The organism is uncultured Anaerotruncus sp., assembly GCF_902490045.1.
GTDB lineage: Bacteria > Bacillota > Clostridia > Oscillospirales > Ruminococcaceae > Anaerotruncus.
The window spans coordinates 1-16,114 of the sequence record NZ_CABUCJ010000055.1 but is presented as its reverse complement, the minus strand read 5'-3'; the positions used below and the strand labels follow the sequence as shown (position 1 = coordinate 16,114).

Sequence of the window (16,114 nt, the reverse complement as noted above, 5' to 3'; positions counted from 1 at the left end):
GGGGACTACCCGTCGATGCTCGCCTCGCTCAAAAAGCTCGCGGCGCTGCCGGGGGATTACCGGGTGCTGCCCGGCCACGGCCCCGAGAGCACCCTCGAGCAGGAACGCAGGCACAACCCCTACATGAGCGGAGCGGCGCATGACGGTCTTTATTGACGGGCACGCCTGCGGCTATGAGCTCCAGCGGCTCACACAGATGTTTTTCCCCGGCGAGAAGGTCGCCGTGGAGCGGGGCGCGCCCCCGGAGGGCTTCGCGGGCGATTACCTGTACGCCGGATACCGGGAGGGAATCCTCGAGGCGGTTTCACGCCTGGGGGAGGGCGCGCCGCGCGCCCTGCGGGCCGAAGCGCCCGCCGGGGAAACCGACGGGCTGGAGCACCGCTTCGGCGTGCTGGCCTATACGCTTTTGTCGGAGGGGACGGGCGTCCGCCCGCCCTGGGGGGTGCTCACCGGCATCCGCCCGGTCAAGCTCTTCGCGGCGCGGATGGAGGCTGGGCTGGATGAAACGGCCCTGCGCCGCCATTTCATGGACGGGCGCCTGGTGAGCGGGGAGAAGTTTTCCCTTGCCATGGAGACGGCCGCGGTCGAACGGGAGCTGCTCGCCCGGTCGACCCCCGACAGCTTTTCCCTCTACGTCTCGGTGCCCTTCTGCCCGACCCGGTGCGCCTACTGCTCGTTCGTCTCCCACTCGGTCGAGCAGGCCGCGAAGCTGATCCCCGACTATGTGGACAGGCTGTGCCGCGAGCTGGCCGCAACCGGCGCGCTCGCGCGGGAGCTGGGGCTCCGGCTGCGCACCGTCTATTTCGGCGGCGGCACCCCCACCACCCTCACGGCGGACCAGCTCTCCCGCGTGATGGACGCGGTCGCGGCGCATTTCGACGTGGGGGAGGCGTGGGAATACACCGTCGAGGCGGGCCGCCCCGACACGGTCACGGAGGACAAGCTGCGCGCCATCAGGGCGGGCGGCGGACGGCGGGTGAGCATCAACCCGCAGACCCTCTCGGACGGGGTGCTCGCGGCCATCGGCCGCCGCCACACGGCGGCGCAGTTCTTCGAGGCGTTCGGGCTCGCGCGGAAGGTGGGCTTCGACTGCATCAACGCCGACCTGATCGCGGGGCTGCCCACAGATACGCCCGAGGGCTTCTGCGCGAGCGTCGACGGGGTGCTCGCCCTCGCGCCGGAAAACGTCACGGTGCACACGCTGACGGTCAAGCGGGCCTCCCGGCTCTCCTTCGGTGAGGCGCGCGCCGAGCTGGAGCTCGTGGACGGGATGGTCGGCTACGCGCGCGGCGCGGCGGCGGCCGCCGGCCAGCGGCCCTACTACCTCTACCGGCAGAACGGCACGCTCGCGAACCTCGAGAACGTCGGCTACTCGCTGCCCGGCCGGGAGGGGCTCTACAACGTCTACATCATGGACGAGACGCACACCATCCTCGCGGTGGGGGCGGGCGCGTCCACCAAGCTGCGCCACCCCGTCACGGGCGCCATCGAGCGGGTCTATAACTACAAGTACCCCTACGAGTATCTGTCCCGGTTCGACGAGGTCCTGCGGCGCAAGGAGCGGGTGCGGGAATTTTACCTGGAAAAGGAAATCCGCGGCGGCGCTTGTAAAAGCCCGGGCCAGCGTGTATAATATCCCTAGAATCTAACGGACGGAGGTCATGCTGATATGGGAACCATTGACAATCTGATCATCAAGGCGAAAGACCTGGCGAGCGCCGCCGGAAGCAAGGCGCAGGAGGTCGCGGAGCAGACGAAGGTCCGCGTGCAGGCCGCGCAGCTCAAAAACGACGTGGACGCGAACTACATGAAGCTCGGGGAGATCGTCTACGAGCTGAAAAAGTCCGGCGCGGAAAACGAGGAGCTCGTCAACATGTGCATCGAGGAGATTTCCTCCCAGCTCGAAGAGCTTGACGAGCTCAATTCCAAGCTCGACGAGATGAAACGGGTGCTCCGCTGCCCCGAGTGCATGAAGGAGAACCCGCTCGACGCGCTCTACTGCCAGCGGTGCGGCGCCTCCCTCAAGGAGCAGTCGCCCATCCAGCCGGACGCGGGCGAGGCCCCGGAAGCGGCGGAGGCTGCCGCGGAGGAAGCCCCCGCGGAATAACGAAACCGCAGAAAAAGGGCGGAGATTCGTTTGGAATCTCCGCCCTTTTCTTTTGCGCTTACGGAAGCCCGCCGCTAGTCGTCCTCGAAGTCGAGGAACTTATACGCGGGGACCTCCAGCGTCTTGGCGATATCGAATAACAAATCCAAAGAAATGGCTTGTGCGATATTCGGCGCTTCAACCTGTCCGATATAGGACGGATTCTTTCCAACCCTCTCGGCCAGCTGTTCTTGGGACAAACCGCGCAGCCGCCGATAGTAGGAGACTTTCAACCCCAGCTTTATATACTCATCCCGATATTCAAACTTCATATTGGATTCCTCCCATATAAAGTTTACCAAGCCCCCTTTAAAATTATTATCAAGTGATATATAATGTGTTTTATGTGAAAACTAATAAAAATTATATTACAGACAATAAAGGAGGGCGTGATGGACGAGTATAGGGAAATGTATCTCAAGCTGTTCAACGAGATGACGTCTCTCAAAAGGGTTGCGTCGGAGGTGATCGTAAAGGCGGCGGAGATTTGTTACCGTGTTAAAGTGGCGCAGGCCGCCACGGAAGAGATCTTTCTGAAAGCCGGTGAAGAAGAGGAAAGCGGGCACGAATGAGTGCCCGCTTTCCTCTTTGCTCACGGGATTTTCCGCCGTGGGGTTGATGTATGGTATGAGATATGCTATACTACTTATTTATCCCATATACGCGAATGTGGACGAAAAAGAGAGAAAGAGAAAAAAGGAAGGGACCAATGGAAGAGAGAAGAGAAAACCGCATGGGCACCATGCCGGTGGGAAAACTGCTGGTGACGATGTCCCTGCCGATCATGATCTCGATGCTGATCCAGGCGCTCTACAACATCGTGGACAGCATCTTTGTGGCGCAGATCGGGGAAAACGCGCTCACGGCGGTGTCGCTGGCCTTCCCGGTGCAGAACCTCATCATCGCGGTGGGCATCGGCACGGGCATCGGCATCAACTCGTTGCTCTCCCGCAGGCTGGGGGAGCGCCGCTTCGACGACGCGAACGCGGCGGCGGAGAACGGCATCCTGCTGTCGCTCTGCAACTGGCTGGTCTTCGCCATCTTCGGGGGGCTGTTTTCGGAGGCGTTTTTCCGGGCGTTCACCGATAACCCCGAGATCATCTCGATGGGCACCGACTATCTGACGGTCTGCACCGTCTTTTCGTTCGGCTGCTTCATGCAGTTCGCCTGCGAGCGGATTTTGCAGGCCACGGGCATCACGATCTACAACATGATCACCCAGGCGACCGGCGCGATCATCAACATCATCCTCGACCCGATCATGATTTTCGGCCTCTTCGGGTTCCCGAGGCTGGGAGTCAAGGGCGCGGCGGTCGCCACCGTCATCGGCCAGATCGTGGCGATGCTGATGGGGCTTTGGTTCAACGCGAAGAAAAACAGGGAAATCCACATGGATTTCCGGCACTTCCGGCCGAGCGGCCGCATCATCGGGGAAATCTACAAGGTGGGCGTACCGTCGATCGTCATGCAGTCGATCGGCACGGTCATGACCATCGGCATGAACAAAATCCTCATCGCCTTCTCGGAGACGGCGGTGGCGGTGTTCGGCGTCTACTTCAAGCTCCAGAGCTTTGTCTTCATGCCGATCTTCGGGCTCACCAACGGCCTTGTGCCGATCGTGGCCTACAACTACGGCGCGCGCAAGCGCCACCGGATCACCGGCTCGATCCGCCACGCGCTCGTTTACGCGCTGAGCATCATGGCGCTCGGCACACTGCTCTTCCAGCTCCTGCCGGCACCCCTGCTGCGCCTCTTCAAGGCGTCCGACGCGCTGCTTGCCATCGGCGTGCCCGCCCTGCGGATCATCAGCATCAGCTTTTTGGGCGCGGGGGTCGGCATCGTGCTCTCGTCGGTCTTCCAGGCGATGGGCAACGGCGTGCTCAGCCTGACCATGTCGGTCGCGCGCCAGCTCGCGGTGCTGCTGCCTGTGGCCTGGCTGATGGCGCGGTTCGTCGGCCTCGACGCCGTGTGGGCCGCCTTCCCCGTCTCGGAGTATGTGTCGGTGACGATCGCGCTTTTCATGTACCGCTATGTCTACCACAACCACATCGCGCCCCTCGTGGAGGAGGCGTAGCCGCCCCGCTCCCCACGAGTCCGCGCTTTTTCGACAGGCTTTTGATTTTGTCCGGACCTGTGCCGGACAAAATCACCTTAAAGCGTAAAACCGCTCAAAGAGCGGTTTTACAAGAGGAAGGGCGGTACTGGCGGGGAAACAAGGGAGCAAGCCGAACCTTGTGAGGCGAGGCGATCCGGGTTCCCCGTCCAGCAGCTTGTCGATTTATCGACAAGCTGAAGCCGCCTCTGACGAGGCGGCTTTTTTCACGCGCGGGGCGGGGGCGCGCCCGGCGGCGGAACGCCCGGCCCACGGCCGGGCGGACGCGTTCTGTGAACGCGTCCCCGCGCGGATGCGCGGGTTCCGCCGCCAGTGTCTCCCGCCGCGCTCAGATGCGGTCGATGAGGCCGAGGGTGATTTTGGCGCAGCGCCGGGCGGCGTGTTCGACGAAGGTGTCGTAGTCCATGCCGCCGCTGTCGTCGGCGCCGTCCGAGATGCACCGCACGACGGCGAAAGGCACCCCGCTCAGATAGCAGGCGTGGCCGACCGCCGCGCCCTCCATCTCGATCGCGTCGGCGCGGGTTTCGCGGGCGATCCGTTCCTTGACGGCGGAATCGGTGACAAACTGCTCGCCCGAGACGATCTCCCCGCGCACGCAGCGGACCCCCTGTTCGGCGGCGAGCTCCTCCACGAGGGAGGCGAGCCGTTCGTCCGCGGGGAAGCGGGAGCGGCGGGGAAAATATTTTTGCAGCAGGCGCTCCTCGAGGTCGTGGTAAAAGACGTTGCGCGCCGCGACGAGGTCGAGGATGCGCAGCCTGTCCGAAAGCGCGCCGGCGACGCCGCTGTTGATCACGTAGTCCGCGCCGAAGCGGGAGATGAGCATCTGCGCGCAGACGGCGGCGTTGACCTTGCCGACGCCGCAGGTGGCGGCGGCGATCCGTTTGCCCGCGCGCTCGGCCAGAAGGAATTCGCAGCGGCCCACGGTTTGGAGCTCCCCGTGGGAGAGGGCCTCGCGGATGAGGTCGAATTCGCTGTCCATCGCGCAGATGACGCCGATCGTAACCATAAAAATCAAGTCCTCCAAACGGTTCAGATGCTCCCATTCTACCCGAAAGGGCGGGGGAATGCAACCGCGGTATAGTAATAAACGGCCCGCTGTGGTAATATAGGTGTATTAATTCGGGACGGGGGTGTGGGAATGGAGCAGCGCCACAGGCACGGCTATCTGTATGGGACGATGGTGCTGGCGGCCGGGACGGTGGTCGTCAAGCTGATCGGCGCGCTTTTCAAAATCCCGCTCACCAACATCCTCGGCGGCGTGGGCATGAGCTACTTCAACGTCGCCTACGAGCTCTACTATCCGCTCTACGCCCTCTTTGTGTCGGGCGTGCCGGTGGCGGTCTCCAAGCTCGTCAGCGAGAGCATGGCCTGCGGGCGCGCGCGCGACGCGCGCAAGCTCCTGCGGGTGGCGGGGGTGGCCTTCCTCGCGGTCGGCGCGGCGGGGAGCCTGCTCATGTTCTTCGGCGCGGGGTGGTTTTCCGCCCGGGTGCAGAATCCGGGCTCGGTGTGGGCGGTGCGGATGCTCTCCCCGGCGCTCTTCTTCGGCTGCCTGATGGCGGCGCTGCGCGGCTACTGGCAGGGGATGCAGGACATGGCCCCCACCGCCGTCTCGCAGATTGTCGAGGCGGTCGCGAAGCTCGCGTTCGGCCTTTCGCTCTCCTACGGCGTGACGGTGGCGGGCCTGCGGCAGTTCTCCCGGGAGGGCACGGTGTTTGGGGCCCCCTGCGCCTCGGCGCAGGAGGCGCAGATCGCGGTGCTGCCCTACGCGGCGGCGGGCGCGATCCTCGGCGTGACGGTCAGCACCCTCTGCGGCGCGGTCTACATGGCCGCGCGCCACAAACTCGGGCGCGGCGCGATCACCCCCGGGCAGTGGAAGGCGTCGCCTCCCGCGGCCTCCTCCCGCACACTGCTCAAACGGCTGGCCGCGATCGCGGTGCCGGTGTGCGTCGCCTCGCTCATCACCAACCTGACCTCCTTCATCGACCTGATCTCGGTGATGAACCGCCTGAGCCGCGCGATCACCCGCCATCCGGGCGTGATCGAGGGCATCTACGAGGGGCTGATCCCGGGCGGGGTGGGCCGGGAGATGCTCGCCTCCTACCTCTACGGCTGCTATTCGGGGCTGGCGGTGCCGGTCTATAACCTCGTACCCTCGCTCACCACGACGATCGGCGTGAGCCTGTTGCCCGCCGTTTCGGCGGCGTGGGCGGTGCGCGACAAAAGGGCGCTGGAGCGCAACATCGCGTCGGCGCTGCGGCTGGCCTCCCTCATCGCGATGCCGGCGGGGCTGGGCATCTGCGCGATGGCCGGCCCGGTGCTGCGGCTGCTCTTCTTCTCCAAGCCGATGGAGTCGGCGGTCATCTCCCCGGCGCTCCACCTGATGGGGCTGAGCGCGGTCTTTGTGGCGCTCTCGCTGCCGGTCAACGCGATTTTGCAGGCGGTCGGGCGCGCCGACCTGCCGGTCAAGCTGCTGCTGGCCGGGGGCGGGCTCAAGCTCGCGCTCAACTTCCTGCTCGTGGCGATTCCCCAGCTCAACATCCAGGCCGCGCCCGTCGGGACGCTCGCCTGCTACGCGTTCGTGCTTTTCGTGAGCTTCGGCGTGCTGGTAAATTCTACCGGGGTGCGCATCCCGGTGGGGCCGGTTTTCGGAAAGCCGTTTTTCGCGGCGGCTTGCTGCGCGCTGGGGGCCTGGGCCGCGAACGGGCTGTTGGAGCGGGTTTGCGGCAGTCAGCTCGCGGCGGTGGGCGGCGTGTCGATCGGTGTCGTTATCTATGTTTTTGTCGTCTTATTGACTAAAACCGTCACCAAAGAGGATATATTAATGGTGCCGGGCGGCGAAAAGTTTGCAAAGCTACTTGAAAAGCGCTCCCTTTTAGGGTAGAATACTAAAAGCAGCCCAGATGGGCCTGTAAAGGGGGCGCGGCGGGCATGCCGGTGCAGTTTGAGCGCAAGCAGAAATACGACGTCGGGGACCTGATCACGATCATGTCCCTGCTCCGCGGGGAGGGCGGCTGCCCGTGGGACCGCGAGCAGGACCACTACTCGATCCGGAAGAACTTCATCGAGGAGACCTATGAGGTCTGCGAGGCGATCGACAACGACGACCCGGTCCTCCTTCAGGAGGAGCTGGGGGACGTGCTTCTCCAGGTGGCGTTCCACGCGCGCATGGAGGAGGAGGCGGGCCGCTTCGATTTCAGCGACGTGTGCGACGGCATCTGCAAAAAGCTGATCGTCCGCCATCCCCACGTGTTCGGCGAGACAAAGGTCGCCGACAGCGGCGAGGTGCTCGTCAACTGGGACCGCATCAAGGAGCGGACCAAGGGCCAGAAGACGGCGACCGAGACGCTCAGGAGCGTGAGCGCGGCGCTTCCGGCGCTCATGCGCAGCGAAAAGGTGCAGCACCGCGCGGCGAAGGTCGGATTCGACTATCCGGACGCCGGCGGCGCGCTGCGGGACCTCGAAAGCGAGGTCGCGGAGCTGCGGGAGGCGATTTCCGAAGGGGACGCGGCGCACGTCTGCGAGGAATTGGGGGACGTGCTCTTCGCGGCGGTCAACGTGTCCCGGTTCACCCATGTGGACGCGGAGCAGAGCCTCGGACAGGCGTGCGAAAAGTTCATCGACCGGTTTGAGCAGGTGGAGACGCTTGCGCGGGAGAGGGACGTGGACATGCGGACGGCCGGCATCGAAAAGCTGGACGAGCTGTGGAAGCAGGCCAAGAAGCTGAACGCCGCCAAAACGACCGACTGATTATCCCAGGCAGTTGCTGTCTGAAGATATAACAATGTTTAATTTAATTTACGGAGGGCATTCAAAATGACAAAAGCAGAGCTCATCACCGCGGTTGCGGAGAAATCTGGACTTTCCAAGAAGGACAGCGAGAAGGCCGTCGGCGCGGTTGTCGACGCGATCACCGACGCGCTGAAGGCCGGCGAGAAGGTTGCTCTGGTTGGTTTTGGAACCTTTGAGACCAAGACCCGCAACGAGCGCAAGGGCATCAACCCGATCACCAAAGAGGAGATCACGATCGCCGCGGCGACGGTTCCCTCCTTCAAGGCCGGCAAGGCGCTCAAGGACGCTGTCTCCGGCAAGTAAGACCTATCGCCAAAAGGCCTGCCGCGTCGCAAGATGCGGCAGGTTTTTGCATCTGGAGGAAGAGTATGCGACTGGATAAATACCTCAAGATCACCCGGCTCATCAAGCGGCGCACCGTGGCCAACGAGGCGTGCGACGCGGGCCGGGTGTCGGTCAACGGCAAGGTGGCGCGCGCCTCCTACGACGTGAAGGAGGGGGATGTCATCGAACTGAACCTCGGCCAGAAGCCGCTGCGGGTGCAGGTGCTCAAGGTGAGCGAATACGCCACCAAGGACACCGCCGCCGAGGGCTACAGGGTCGTCGACTGAAGAAAGGCGCGGGCCGCCGGAGGATTCCCTCCGGCGGCCCGTTCATATTTTACCGCGCCCCCTCATAGGTATTAGAGATCAATTGACGGGGGAGGCGGACGCGGGTGGTCGAGGAGAAGAGGAATCTGGGGCCGCACAACATCATCATGGAGAACCGCAGGAGGCTGACGGTGACGGGCGTGACCGACGTGGACAGCTTTGACGAGCAGACGGTGGTCGTCTACTGCGAGACGGGGGAGCTGGCGATCCGCGGCGAGGGGCTGCACATCAGCCGGATCGACGTGGAGACGGGGGACCTGAACCTCGAGGCCGTGCGGATCGACGGGCTGTCCTACGCGGATAACCACCCGGCGCGGGGCGGCTTTTTCGGCAAATTATTCCGCTGACGGAAGGTAGAATGGAAGGACGGGGGGGAAGCCGATGGAGATCACGGTAGCGGGACAGACGTGGCTCTTTTTGCTGTCCGCCGCGCTGGGCGCGGCGCTCGGCGTGTGCTACGACGTCTTCCGGATTCTGCGCATCGCCTTCCGGCATCCCTCGCCGGCCGTCCTGCTGGAGGACATCCTCTTTTCGCTTGCCGCGGCGGGCGCGACGTTCGCCTTCCTGCTCACGACGGGCAGCGGGCAGCTGCGCGCCTTTTTCCTGATCGGGGAGCTGGTGGGCTTTTCGCTCTATCACTGCACCCTCGGCGCGCTGCTCATCGGCGCGGCCAGGGGGATCATCGCGGCCATCCGGTGGCTTTTCGGACTGATTTACCGGGTCTTTGTGGCGCCGGTCCTGCGTCTGATAGAAAAGATTCAGGGCTTTTTGGCGAAAATCATGAAGCAATCGGCAAAATGTATAAAAAATAAAGCGAAAAATTCGAGGATACCCTTGAAAAAGCACAGTCATTTATTGTATAATTTAAAAAAGCGACTTCAGTGGGACGGACGGAAGAAAAACGAGAAGGAACAGGAGCAACCCAGTTCATGAAAAGTGTACGTGGAAAAAAGAAGAGCCTGTTTATCCGGTTTTGTATCTTCGCCTTCGCCGCTTACGTCGTGGTAAGCCTGATTACGCTGCAGATGGAGATCTCCTCCAAGCGTAGTCTGCTCGCGAACGTAACCGCGCAGCTGGAGGACCAGGTCGTCGCAAACAAGGAGGTCGAGCGGCAGATCGCCTTGGGGGACGACCGGGACTTCATGGCCCGCATCGCGCGCGACAAGCTCGACATGGGTGTGGCGGACGAACGCGTATTCCGTGACACAGCGGGCACGTGAGCCCGCTTTTTGGCGTGTCTGGGGCCGGAAGGGCTTCTCGATAAAACACAAGATCGTTAAGGAGGCAGCGTAACATTTATGCAGCTTGAGGTAGGGAGTATTCTGGAGGGCAAGGTCACCGGCATCACAAAGTTCGGAGCGTTCATCGAACTGCCGGGCGGCAAGACCGGAATGGTACATATTTCGGAAGTGGCGTCCTCCTATGTCAAGGAAATTTCCGATTACCTGTCGATGGGCCAGACGGTCAAGGTCAAGGTCATCGGGATCACCCCCGAGGGGAAGGTCAGCCTGTCGATCAAGCAGGTGGCGCCCGCCCCGGCTGCGGCTGAGCGTCCGAACACGCCGCGCCCCTTCCGCCAGGGAGGCCCCGGCGCGCCCGGGGACCGTCCGGCGCGCCCGCCCTATCAGCGCAGGCCGCCCCGCGAGGTGTCCTACGGCTTTGACCGGCGGCAGGAGATCACGAGCGAGAACATGTCCTTCGAGGATATGATGAGCAAGTTCAAGCAGAAGAGCGAGGACAAGATGTCCGACCTCAAGAAATATACCGACATGAAGCGCGGGACGGCGCGGAGCAGAAATTCACCGAAATGATTCCTAAGGGCGCCGCGGCGCCCTTTTCCTTTTTGAAAAGCGAAGCGGAAAACAGGAGGACGGGCATGGTAATCGTCAACGCGGATGTCCGCACGATGGCGGGCGAAAGATTTGAAAACGGATACGTCCACATGGACGGAGGGAAGATCGTCTCGGTCGGCCCGATGGCGCGCGCGCCGCGGGACGCGGAGCGGTTCGACGCGGCGGGCGCGGTCGCGCTGCCCGGGCTGGTCGACGCCCACTGCCACATCGGCATGTGGGAGGACGGGCTCGGCTTCGAGGGGGACGACGGCAACGAGGACACCGACCCGGTCACGCCGCAGCTGCGCGGGCTGGATGGGGTGAACCCGCTCGACCGGGCGTTCACCGAGGCGCTCGACTGGGGGGTCACGACGGTTGTGACCGGTCCCGGCAGCGCCAACCCGATCGCGGGGCAGATGTGCGCGATGAAGACCTGCGGCCGCCGGGTGGACGACATGCTCCTCGCCGCGCCGCTGGCGATCAAGATGGCGATGGGGGAGAACCCCAAGACGAGCTACCACGAAAAGCAGCAGGGTCCCGCCACCCGCATGGGGATCGCGGCGGCCATCCGCGAGCAGCTCGCGAAGGCGAGGAAGTACGGCGAGCAGCTCGAGCGGGCGGCGGCGGACGACGACTTCGACGAGCCCGAGTACGACGCGAAGTGCGAGGCGCTGCTGCCGCTTTTGCGCGGGGAGATCAGGGCGCACATCCACGCCCACCGCGCCGACGACATCTTCACCGGCCTGCGCATCGCGAAGGAGTTCGGGTTTCCCTGCGTGATCGTCCACGGCACCGAGGGACACCTCGTGGCCGACCTGCTGGCCGAAGAGGGGGTGCCGGTCATCGCCGGGCCGCTGCTCGGCGCGCGCTCCAAGCCGGAGCTCAAAAACGCCGACGACGGCGGCGCGGGCGCGCTCGACCGCGCCGGGGTGAAGGTCGCCGTCGCGACCGACCACCCCGAGCTGCCCTGCCGCTTCCTGCTTCTGAGCGCGCAGGTCGCGGCCCAGAACGGCATGGACCCCGACGCCGCGCTGCGCGCGGTCACCTCTGCGGCGGCGGAGATCTGCGGGCTGGAGGGCCGCGTGGGCGCCCTCGCGCCGGGGCGGGACGCGGACGTCCTGCTCTTCGCGGAGGAGCCGATGCAGACCCACCGGAAGCCGTTCGCGGTCTTTGTCGGCGGAAGGAGGGTGCGCTGATGCGGGAGATTCCACGTGAGGCCGTCGTCGAGGCGGTGAAGGCGCTCTGCATCGAGGCCAACCGGGTGCTCCCGGCCGACCTCAAGGAGCGGCTGTGCGGGGCCTGCCGGGCGGAGGAGTCGCCGCTCGGGCGGGAGGTGCTCGCCGACATCGTGCGCAACTACGAGACGGCCGAGGCGCTCTCCATCCCCGTCTGCCAGGACACCGGCATGGCGGTCGTCTTCGCCGAGCTCGGGGAGGACGCGCATGTCTCGGGGCTGGAGGAGGCCGTCAACGAGGGGGTGCGCCGCGGCTACGCTGAGGGGCTGCTGCGCTGCTCGGTGGTCGGGGACCCGCTGCGCAGGCGGAACACCGGCGACAACACCCCCGCCGTGCTGCACCTGCGGCTGGTGCCGGGGGACAGGCTCACCCTCACCGTCGCGCCAAAGGGGGCGGGCAGCGAGAACATGAGCTCCATCCGCATGATGACCCCGGCGGCCGCCGAACAGGACCTGATCGACGAGGTCGTGCGCGCGGTGGAGGCGGCGGGGAGCAACCCCTGTCCGCCGGTGGTGGTCGGAGTCGGCATCGGCGGCAACTTCGAGGGGTGCGCGCTGCTTGCGAAACGCGCCCTCTGCCGGGACACGGCCGTGCGCAATCCCGACCCGCTCTACGCCTCGCTCGAGGAACGGATGCTCGGGGCGATCAACCGCACGGGCATCGGGCCGCAGGGCTTCGGGGGCCGGGTGACGGCGCTGGCGGTCAACATCGAGGCGGGGGCGACCCACATCGCGAGCCTGCAGGTGGCGGTGAACATGGGCTGCCATGTGACGCGGCACGCCTCCCGAACGATTTGAGTCCGGTTTGTTAAATTTCCACGAATCCTTCGATACCCCCTTGTAAATTCGCCCAATGTCCTGTATAATAAAGGTAAGATAATTGGGTAAAATGTTAAAAGCAGGCTTGCCTGTTTTGCTATAAAACAAAGGGGTTGAATTTATGAACATCACCATCACAGCACGGAAAACCTCTGTTCGCGACTCTTTCAAGGAAAGGATCGACCGGAAACTCGCCAAGCTGGACCGGTTCTTTGACGACAGCGCGAATGCGATCGTCACAGTGACCAACGAGGGCGATCGCGAGACCGTCGAGGTCACCATCCAGTCGCGGGGTATGTTCTATCGCGCGGAGAAAACCACCTCCGACCGCTTTGACTCCCTGGAGGCAGTGGTGGACTCCCTCTTCCGCCAGATTGTGAAGAACAAGAACAAGCTCGGCAAGCGCCTGCGGGACACCGCGTTCGACGCGTCGAACGTCGAGGTGGGCGAGGAGCAGGAGTCGGAGGCCCCGGAGTACGCCGTCAAGCGTGTCAAACGGTTCGCGCTGCGCCCGATGGATGTGGAGGAAGCGATCCTCCAGATGAACATGGTCGGGCACGAGTTCTTCGTCTTCCTCAACGCGGAGACGAACGAGATCAACGTGGTCTACAAGCGCCACAACGGAACCTACGGGATTCTCGAGCCGACGGTCGGCTGACGATAAAGCACTCCCACGGGCCGGTCCCCCACGCTCCCCGCGTGGGGGACCGGCTTTTCCGGCGGGATTTTCTTGTAACCGCCGGGTATTTGTGATAGAATAGCCGCAGGACGGCTATTCTGCACTTCATGCGCAGGACGACCCGCGCCCCCGGCGCTCCCGTCCCAATGCGCGATTTTGCAGTCCGCCTCGCGGATATGGCGGAATAAAGGTAATTTCACGGGCGGAGGTGCGCGGATGCTCTGCAAAAAATGCGGCAACAACGTCAAAAGCGATTTCAAATACTGCCCCTACTGCGGCGAACGGATCGTCAGCGACTTCCACGACCACTACGAGGAGCTGACCCCGCCCTTCCTCGTCCGGGAGCCGGACGAGCCGGACGGCGCGGCGGCGTGGTACGCGTCCGCGCCGGGGGAGCGGGCGCCCGACTTTTCCCCGCCGCCCGGGGACGCGCCGGGCGGGCCTTCCTTCGCGCCCGGGGATTTCCCGCCGGAGGACCGGGAGGACGATCTCGCGCCGCCCGATTTTCATGTTTCCCTGCCGGAGGAGCCTGTCCCCGGCGGGTACGTCGGCCCCCTCTTCGACGCGGACGAGCCCCCGGAAAACTGGAGATACGCAGCGCCCGCGGGCTTCGAGCCGGTGGACGACCCGGCGGGACCGTCGGAGGCGCCCTATTTTGTCTACCGCCCGGAACCGGCAGCGCGGATTCCAGCGCCCGCCGGTGAAGCGCCCCCCGCGCCTTCCGCGCGCGAGACGCCCCGCCGGCGCGCCGAAAAGCCGAAGGAGGGACCGGGCATCGTAATCAGGCTGCTGATCATCGTGGGGGTGCTGATTGCCGCGGGAGCGGCGTCCTGGTTCGGATACCGCCTGCTGGGCGGCGGGCCCGCGCCCTTCCAGAATACCGACTTTTCGGCGATGTTTGCGCGGGTTTACGGTCTGTAAACTTTTAAAAACCCCTTGCACATTGGCAATACAGCGTGTATAATATAGATATGCCACATATGAAAAGATCTGGAGATTCGGAGGGGGGCCCCTGGGGGGCATACCGAAAGAACGGACTCATATGTGCGGTAAACAGGCGGAGCCGCGCGAAGCGAGGCTTCGCCTGTTGCGTTGAAGGGAGGCGCGTAAAAATGGAAAAGGTGCTGGTCGCCATGAGCGGCGGCGTCGACAGTTCGGTGGCGGCGCTGCTCTTAAAGGAGCGGGGCTGCGAAGTGGGCGGCGCGACGTTCGAGCTTTACGACGGCTGCCCCGAGCAGAACGTCTCCGACGCGAAGGCGGTCTGCGAAAAGCTCGGCATCCCGCATTACGTGCTCGATTACCGCGCGCTCTTTTCCGAGCGGGTGCTCGACTATTTTGCGGACGGCTACCTGCGCGGCGAAACGCCCAACCCCTGCATCGCCTGCAACCGGAACATCAAGTTCGGCGCGTTCGCGCGGGACGCCGAACGCCTCGGCTACGGGCGCATCTCGACCGGACACTATGCGTCGGTGCGGTTTGACGAGGCGTCGGGCCGCTACCAGCTGTGGCGCAGCGCCCAGCCCCGCAAGGACCAGTCCTATGTGCTCTACCACCTGACCCAGCGGCAGCTTTCGATGCTGCTGCTGCCGCTCGACCCCTACGACAAGAGCGAGGTGCGCGCGCTGGCCGCCGGGGCGGGGCTGCCGGTCCAGTCCAAATCGGACAGCCAGGACATCTGCTTCGTGCCGGACGGCGACTACGTCTCCTTCATCGCCCGCCATACCGGGATCGTCCCCGAGGAGGGGGATTACCTCGACGACGCGGGCAACGTGATCGGCCGGCACCGGGGGGTGCTGCACTATACGATCGGCCAGCGCAAGGGGCTGGGCGTCGCCTTCGGGACCCACCGGTATGTGAGCCGCCTCGATCCGGAGCACAACACCGTGACCCTGTCGGACGAGTCCGCCGTCTTCCACGACACGCTGTTCGCGGACGGGCTGCGGCTGATTTCGGGCGGCGCGCTCGGCGGACCGCTGCGGACGCGGGCAAAAATCCGCTACGCGCACACCCCGGCACCGGCCACCGTCTATCCCCTCGGGGAGGGGGAGGTGCGGGTGCGGTTTGATTCTCCCCAGCGCGCGGTCACGCCGGGCCAGGCGGTGGTCTTCTACGACGGGGAACGCGTGGTGGGCGGCGCGACCATCCGCGCGGCAGGACAGGATAAGGAGTGACGCAGATGAACCTGCTCGTCCCGATCGTCATGATCGTGGCTTCCAATGTGCTCTACAACCTCTTCACCAAGACGATGCCCGCGGGCGCGAACCCGTTTGCCGCGCTCGTGATCACCTACCTGACCGCGGGCGCGGTCTCCTTCGGGATGCTGCTTGTGACCGCGCAGGGGGACTCGGCGGCGGCCTTCCGCTCGATCAACTGGACGAGCGCCGCGCTCGGCGCGTCGATCGTCGGGCTGGAGCTCGGCTATATCTACGCCTACCGCGCGGGCTGGAACATCAGCGTCTGCTCCCTCGTCGCCAATATCGCGCTCGCTGTCATCCTGCTCTTCGTGGGACTGCTCTTTTTCAGCGAGAAGCTCTCCCTCAACCAGCTGATCGGCATCGTGCTCTGCGTCGCCGGGCTGTTCTTCCTCAATCGCCGGTAGGCTTGGGGTTTGCCGCTTTCCAAGCGGCGGAGTTTGTCGGTGACAGACCGACAGCCGTTTTAGATTTTCCGCTCATCGAGCGGCGGGACTTATGATCGCTCTCCTTCGGAGAGCTAAGGGGAGCCGCCTACGGCGGCGGGGATTGCCGGGACCCGCCCCGGCAGGCGGGTCCATTTCTTGCACGCCCAAGAAATGGACGAAAGAAGGGCGCTCAAGGGGGGCTCACTTGAAGAAGACTGGGCGCAAAGCTCGC

20 protein-coding genes are annotated in these 16,114 nt (G+C 64.4%); 18 read left to right on the top strand and 2 right to left on the bottom strand.

Features of this window, described 5'->3' with window-relative positions; all coding sequences use genetic code 11:
- The first annotated feature begins 139 nt into the window (after nucleotides 1-139).
- Together hemZ and RDM88_RS07485 are read left to right on the top strand one after the other, a co-directional pair.
- A complete protein-coding gene (gene hemZ, locus RDM88_RS07490; RefSeq protein WP_308754242.1) occupies nucleotides 140-1,633 on the top strand; it encodes a coproporphyrinogen dehydrogenase HemZ in 1,494 nt (497 codons plus the stop codon).
- Nucleotides 1,634-1,669: 36 nt separating this feature from the next.
- Entirely contained in the window at nucleotides 1,670-2,107 is a 438-nt protein-coding gene (locus RDM88_RS07485) for a zinc ribbon domain-containing protein (RefSeq protein WP_308754241.1), read from the top strand.
- Between the two features lie 74 nt (nucleotides 2,108-2,181).
- Here RDM88_RS07485 and RDM88_RS07480 read toward each other — a convergent pair whose 3' ends face one another.
- Nucleotides 2,182-2,418 (bottom strand): helix-turn-helix transcriptional regulator, encoded by a 237-nt coding sequence (locus RDM88_RS07480; RefSeq protein WP_308754240.1) that lies wholly within the window; start codon nucleotides 2,416-2,418, stop codon nucleotides 2,182-2,184.
- A gap of 120 nt (nucleotides 2,419-2,538) precedes the next feature.
- On the opposite strand from RDM88_RS07480, the gene RDM88_RS07475 reads away from it, so the two are divergent.
- Complete coding sequence (locus tag RDM88_RS07475; protein ID WP_308754239.1) at nucleotides 2,539-2,718, top strand: hypothetical protein; 180 nt, start codon at nucleotides 2,539-2,541, stop codon at nucleotides 2,716-2,718.
- Between the two features lie 137 nt (nucleotides 2,719-2,855).
- Complete coding sequence (locus tag RDM88_RS07470) at nucleotides 2,856-4,220, top strand: MATE family efflux transporter (RefSeq protein WP_308754238.1); 1,365 nt, start codon at nucleotides 2,856-2,858, stop codon at nucleotides 4,218-4,220.
- A gap of 367 nt (nucleotides 4,221-4,587) precedes the next feature.
- Here the strand turns inward: RDM88_RS07470 and RDM88_RS07465 are convergent, their stop codons facing one another.
- Entirely contained in the window at nucleotides 4,588-5,265 is a 678-nt protein-coding gene (locus RDM88_RS07465) for a 5'-methylthioadenosine/adenosylhomocysteine nucleosidase (RefSeq protein ID WP_308754237.1), read from the bottom strand.
- 132 nt (nucleotides 5,266-5,397) lie between these two features.
- Between RDM88_RS07465 and RDM88_RS07460 the strand changes: the two genes are divergently transcribed.
- The 14 genes from RDM88_RS07460 (at nucleotide 5,398) to RDM88_RS07395 (ending at nucleotide 15,861) form a co-directional block, all read left to right on the top strand.
- A complete protein-coding gene (locus tag RDM88_RS07460; protein WP_308754236.1) occupies nucleotides 5,398-7,140 on the top strand; it encodes a polysaccharide biosynthesis protein in 1,743 nt (580 codons plus the stop codon).
- A gap of 47 nt (nucleotides 7,141-7,187) precedes the next feature.
- A complete protein-coding gene (mazG, locus tag RDM88_RS07455; protein ID WP_308754235.1) occupies nucleotides 7,188-8,006 on the top strand; it encodes a nucleoside triphosphate pyrophosphohydrolase in 819 nt (272 codons plus the stop codon).
- Between the two features lie 66 nt (nucleotides 8,007-8,072).
- Nucleotides 8,073-8,351 carry an HU family DNA-binding protein gene (locus RDM88_RS07450; protein ID WP_101551433.1) on the top strand — a complete coding sequence of 93 codons (279 nt, stop codon included), beginning with the start codon at nucleotides 8,073-8,075 and terminating at the stop codon, nucleotides 8,349-8,351.
- A 65-nt stretch (nucleotides 8,352-8,416) separates the two neighbouring features.
- Nucleotides 8,417-8,659, top strand: a complete 243-nt coding sequence (locus RDM88_RS07445; protein ID WP_308754234.1) for an RNA-binding S4 domain-containing protein — start codon at nucleotides 8,417-8,419, stop codon at nucleotides 8,657-8,659.
- Nucleotides 8,660-8,763: 104 nt separating this feature from the next.
- The gene (locus RDM88_RS07440) at nucleotides 8,764-9,045 is read left to right on the top strand and encodes a YabP/YqfC family sporulation protein (RefSeq protein ID WP_308754233.1); all 282 of its coding nucleotides are present in this window, start codon (nucleotides 8,764-8,766) and stop codon (nucleotides 9,043-9,045) included.
- Between the two features lie 34 nt (nucleotides 9,046-9,079).
- On the top strand, nucleotides 9,080-9,631 hold the full coding sequence (gene yabQ / locus RDM88_RS07435) for a spore cortex biosynthesis protein YabQ (RefSeq protein WP_308754232.1): 552 nt from the start codon (nucleotides 9,080-9,082) through the stop codon (nucleotides 9,629-9,631).
- The gene (locus RDM88_RS07430) at nucleotides 9,628-9,918 is read left to right on the top strand and encodes a septum formation initiator family protein (protein WP_308754231.1); all 291 of its coding nucleotides are present in this window, start codon (nucleotides 9,628-9,630) and stop codon (nucleotides 9,916-9,918) included. The genes yabQ and RDM88_RS07430 overlap by 4 nt, the downstream gene beginning before the upstream one ends.
- A 78-nt stretch (nucleotides 9,919-9,996) precedes the next feature.
- Complete coding sequence (locus RDM88_RS07425) at nucleotides 9,997-10,509, top strand: S1 RNA-binding domain-containing protein (protein WP_308754230.1); 513 nt, start codon at nucleotides 9,997-9,999, stop codon at nucleotides 10,507-10,509.
- 65 nt (nucleotides 10,510-10,574) lie between these two features.
- Nucleotides 10,575-11,726, top strand: a complete 1,152-nt coding sequence (locus tag RDM88_RS07420) for an amidohydrolase (protein ID WP_308754229.1) — start codon at nucleotides 10,575-10,577, stop codon at nucleotides 11,724-11,726.
- A complete protein-coding gene (locus tag RDM88_RS07415; RefSeq protein ID WP_308754228.1) occupies nucleotides 11,726-12,562 on the top strand; it encodes a fumarate hydratase in 837 nt (278 codons plus the stop codon). The genes RDM88_RS07420 and RDM88_RS07415 overlap by 1 nt, the downstream gene beginning before the upstream one ends.
- 142 nt (nucleotides 12,563-12,704) lie before the next feature.
- Nucleotides 12,705-13,241: a ribosome hibernation-promoting factor, HPF/YfiA family gene (hpf, locus tag RDM88_RS07410; protein ID WP_308754227.1), complete on the top strand. Its 537-nt coding sequence runs from the start codon at nucleotides 12,705-12,707 to the stop codon at nucleotides 13,239-13,241.
- A gap of 237 nt (nucleotides 13,242-13,478) precedes the next feature.
- Entirely contained in the window at nucleotides 13,479-14,183 is a 705-nt protein-coding gene (locus RDM88_RS07405; protein WP_308754226.1) for a hypothetical protein, read from the top strand.
- A 191-nt stretch (nucleotides 14,184-14,374) separates the two neighbouring features.
- Nucleotides 14,375-15,433 carry a tRNA 2-thiouridine(34) synthase MnmA gene (gene mnmA / locus RDM88_RS07400; protein WP_308754225.1) on the top strand — a complete coding sequence of 353 codons (1,059 nt, stop codon included), beginning with the start codon at nucleotides 14,375-14,377 and terminating at the stop codon, nucleotides 15,431-15,433.
- A 5-nt stretch (nucleotides 15,434-15,438) separates the two neighbouring features.
- A complete protein-coding gene (locus RDM88_RS07395; protein ID WP_308754224.1) occupies nucleotides 15,439-15,861 on the top strand; it encodes an EamA family transporter in 423 nt (140 codons plus the stop codon).
- Nucleotides 15,862-16,114: the final 253 nt, after the last annotated feature.

What these genes read in the sequence shown, in the direction of transcription:
- RDM88_RS07405 (WP_308754226.1), top strand. Translation starts at nt 13,479, where the DNA reads ATGCTCTGCAAAAAATGCGGCAACAACGTCAAAAGCGATTTCAAATAC.
- RDM88_RS07430 (WP_308754231.1), top strand. Translation starts at nt 9,628, where the DNA reads ATGAAAAGTGTACGTGGAAAAAAGAAGAGCCTGTTTATCCGGTTTTGT.
- RDM88_RS07480 (WP_308754240.1), bottom strand. Translation starts at nt 2,418, where the DNA reads ATGAAGTTTGAATATCGGGATGAGTATATAAAGCTGGGGTTGAAAGTC.
- RDM88_RS07420 (WP_308754229.1), top strand. Translation starts at nt 10,575, where the DNA reads ATGGTAATCGTCAACGCGGATGTCCGCACGATGGCGGGCGAAAGATTT.
- RDM88_RS07475 (WP_308754239.1), top strand. Translation starts at nt 2,539, where the DNA reads ATGGACGAGTATAGGGAAATGTATCTCAAGCTGTTCAACGAGATGACG.
- RDM88_RS07395 (WP_308754224.1), top strand. Translation starts at nt 15,439, where the DNA reads ATGAACCTGCTCGTCCCGATCGTCATGATCGTGGCTTCCAATGTGCTC.
- RDM88_RS07485 (WP_308754241.1), top strand. Translation starts at nt 1,670, where the DNA reads ATGGGAACCATTGACAATCTGATCATCAAGGCGAAAGACCTGGCGAGC.
- mazG (WP_308754235.1), top strand. Translation starts at nt 7,188, where the DNA reads ATGCCGGTGCAGTTTGAGCGCAAGCAGAAATACGACGTCGGGGACCTG.
- RDM88_RS07470 (WP_308754238.1), top strand. Translation starts at nt 2,856, where the DNA reads ATGGAAGAGAGAAGAGAAAACCGCATGGGCACCATGCCGGTGGGAAAA.
- yabQ (WP_308754232.1), top strand. Translation starts at nt 9,080, where the DNA reads ATGGAGATCACGGTAGCGGGACAGACGTGGCTCTTTTTGCTGTCCGCC.
- RDM88_RS07445 (WP_308754234.1), top strand. Translation starts at nt 8,417, where the DNA reads ATGCGACTGGATAAATACCTCAAGATCACCCGGCTCATCAAGCGGCGC.
- hemZ (WP_308754242.1), top strand. Translation starts at nt 140, where the DNA reads ATGACGGTCTTTATTGACGGGCACGCCTGCGGCTATGAGCTCCAGCGG.
- RDM88_RS07425 (WP_308754230.1), top strand. Translation starts at nt 9,997, where the DNA reads ATGCAGCTTGAGGTAGGGAGTATTCTGGAGGGCAAGGTCACCGGCATC.
- hpf (WP_308754227.1), top strand. Translation starts at nt 12,705, where the DNA reads ATGAACATCACCATCACAGCACGGAAAACCTCTGTTCGCGACTCTTTC.
- RDM88_RS07460 (WP_308754236.1), top strand. Translation starts at nt 5,398, where the DNA reads ATGGAGCAGCGCCACAGGCACGGCTATCTGTATGGGACGATGGTGCTG.
- RDM88_RS07415 (WP_308754228.1), top strand. Translation starts at nt 11,726, where the DNA reads ATGCGGGAGATTCCACGTGAGGCCGTCGTCGAGGCGGTGAAGGCGCTC.
- RDM88_RS07465 (WP_308754237.1), bottom strand. Translation starts at nt 5,265, where the DNA reads ATGGTTACGATCGGCGTCATCTGCGCGATGGACAGCGAATTCGACCTC.
- RDM88_RS07450 (WP_101551433.1), top strand. Translation starts at nt 8,073, where the DNA reads ATGACAAAAGCAGAGCTCATCACCGCGGTTGCGGAGAAATCTGGACTT.
- mnmA (WP_308754225.1), top strand. Translation starts at nt 14,375, where the DNA reads ATGGAAAAGGTGCTGGTCGCCATGAGCGGCGGCGTCGACAGTTCGGTG.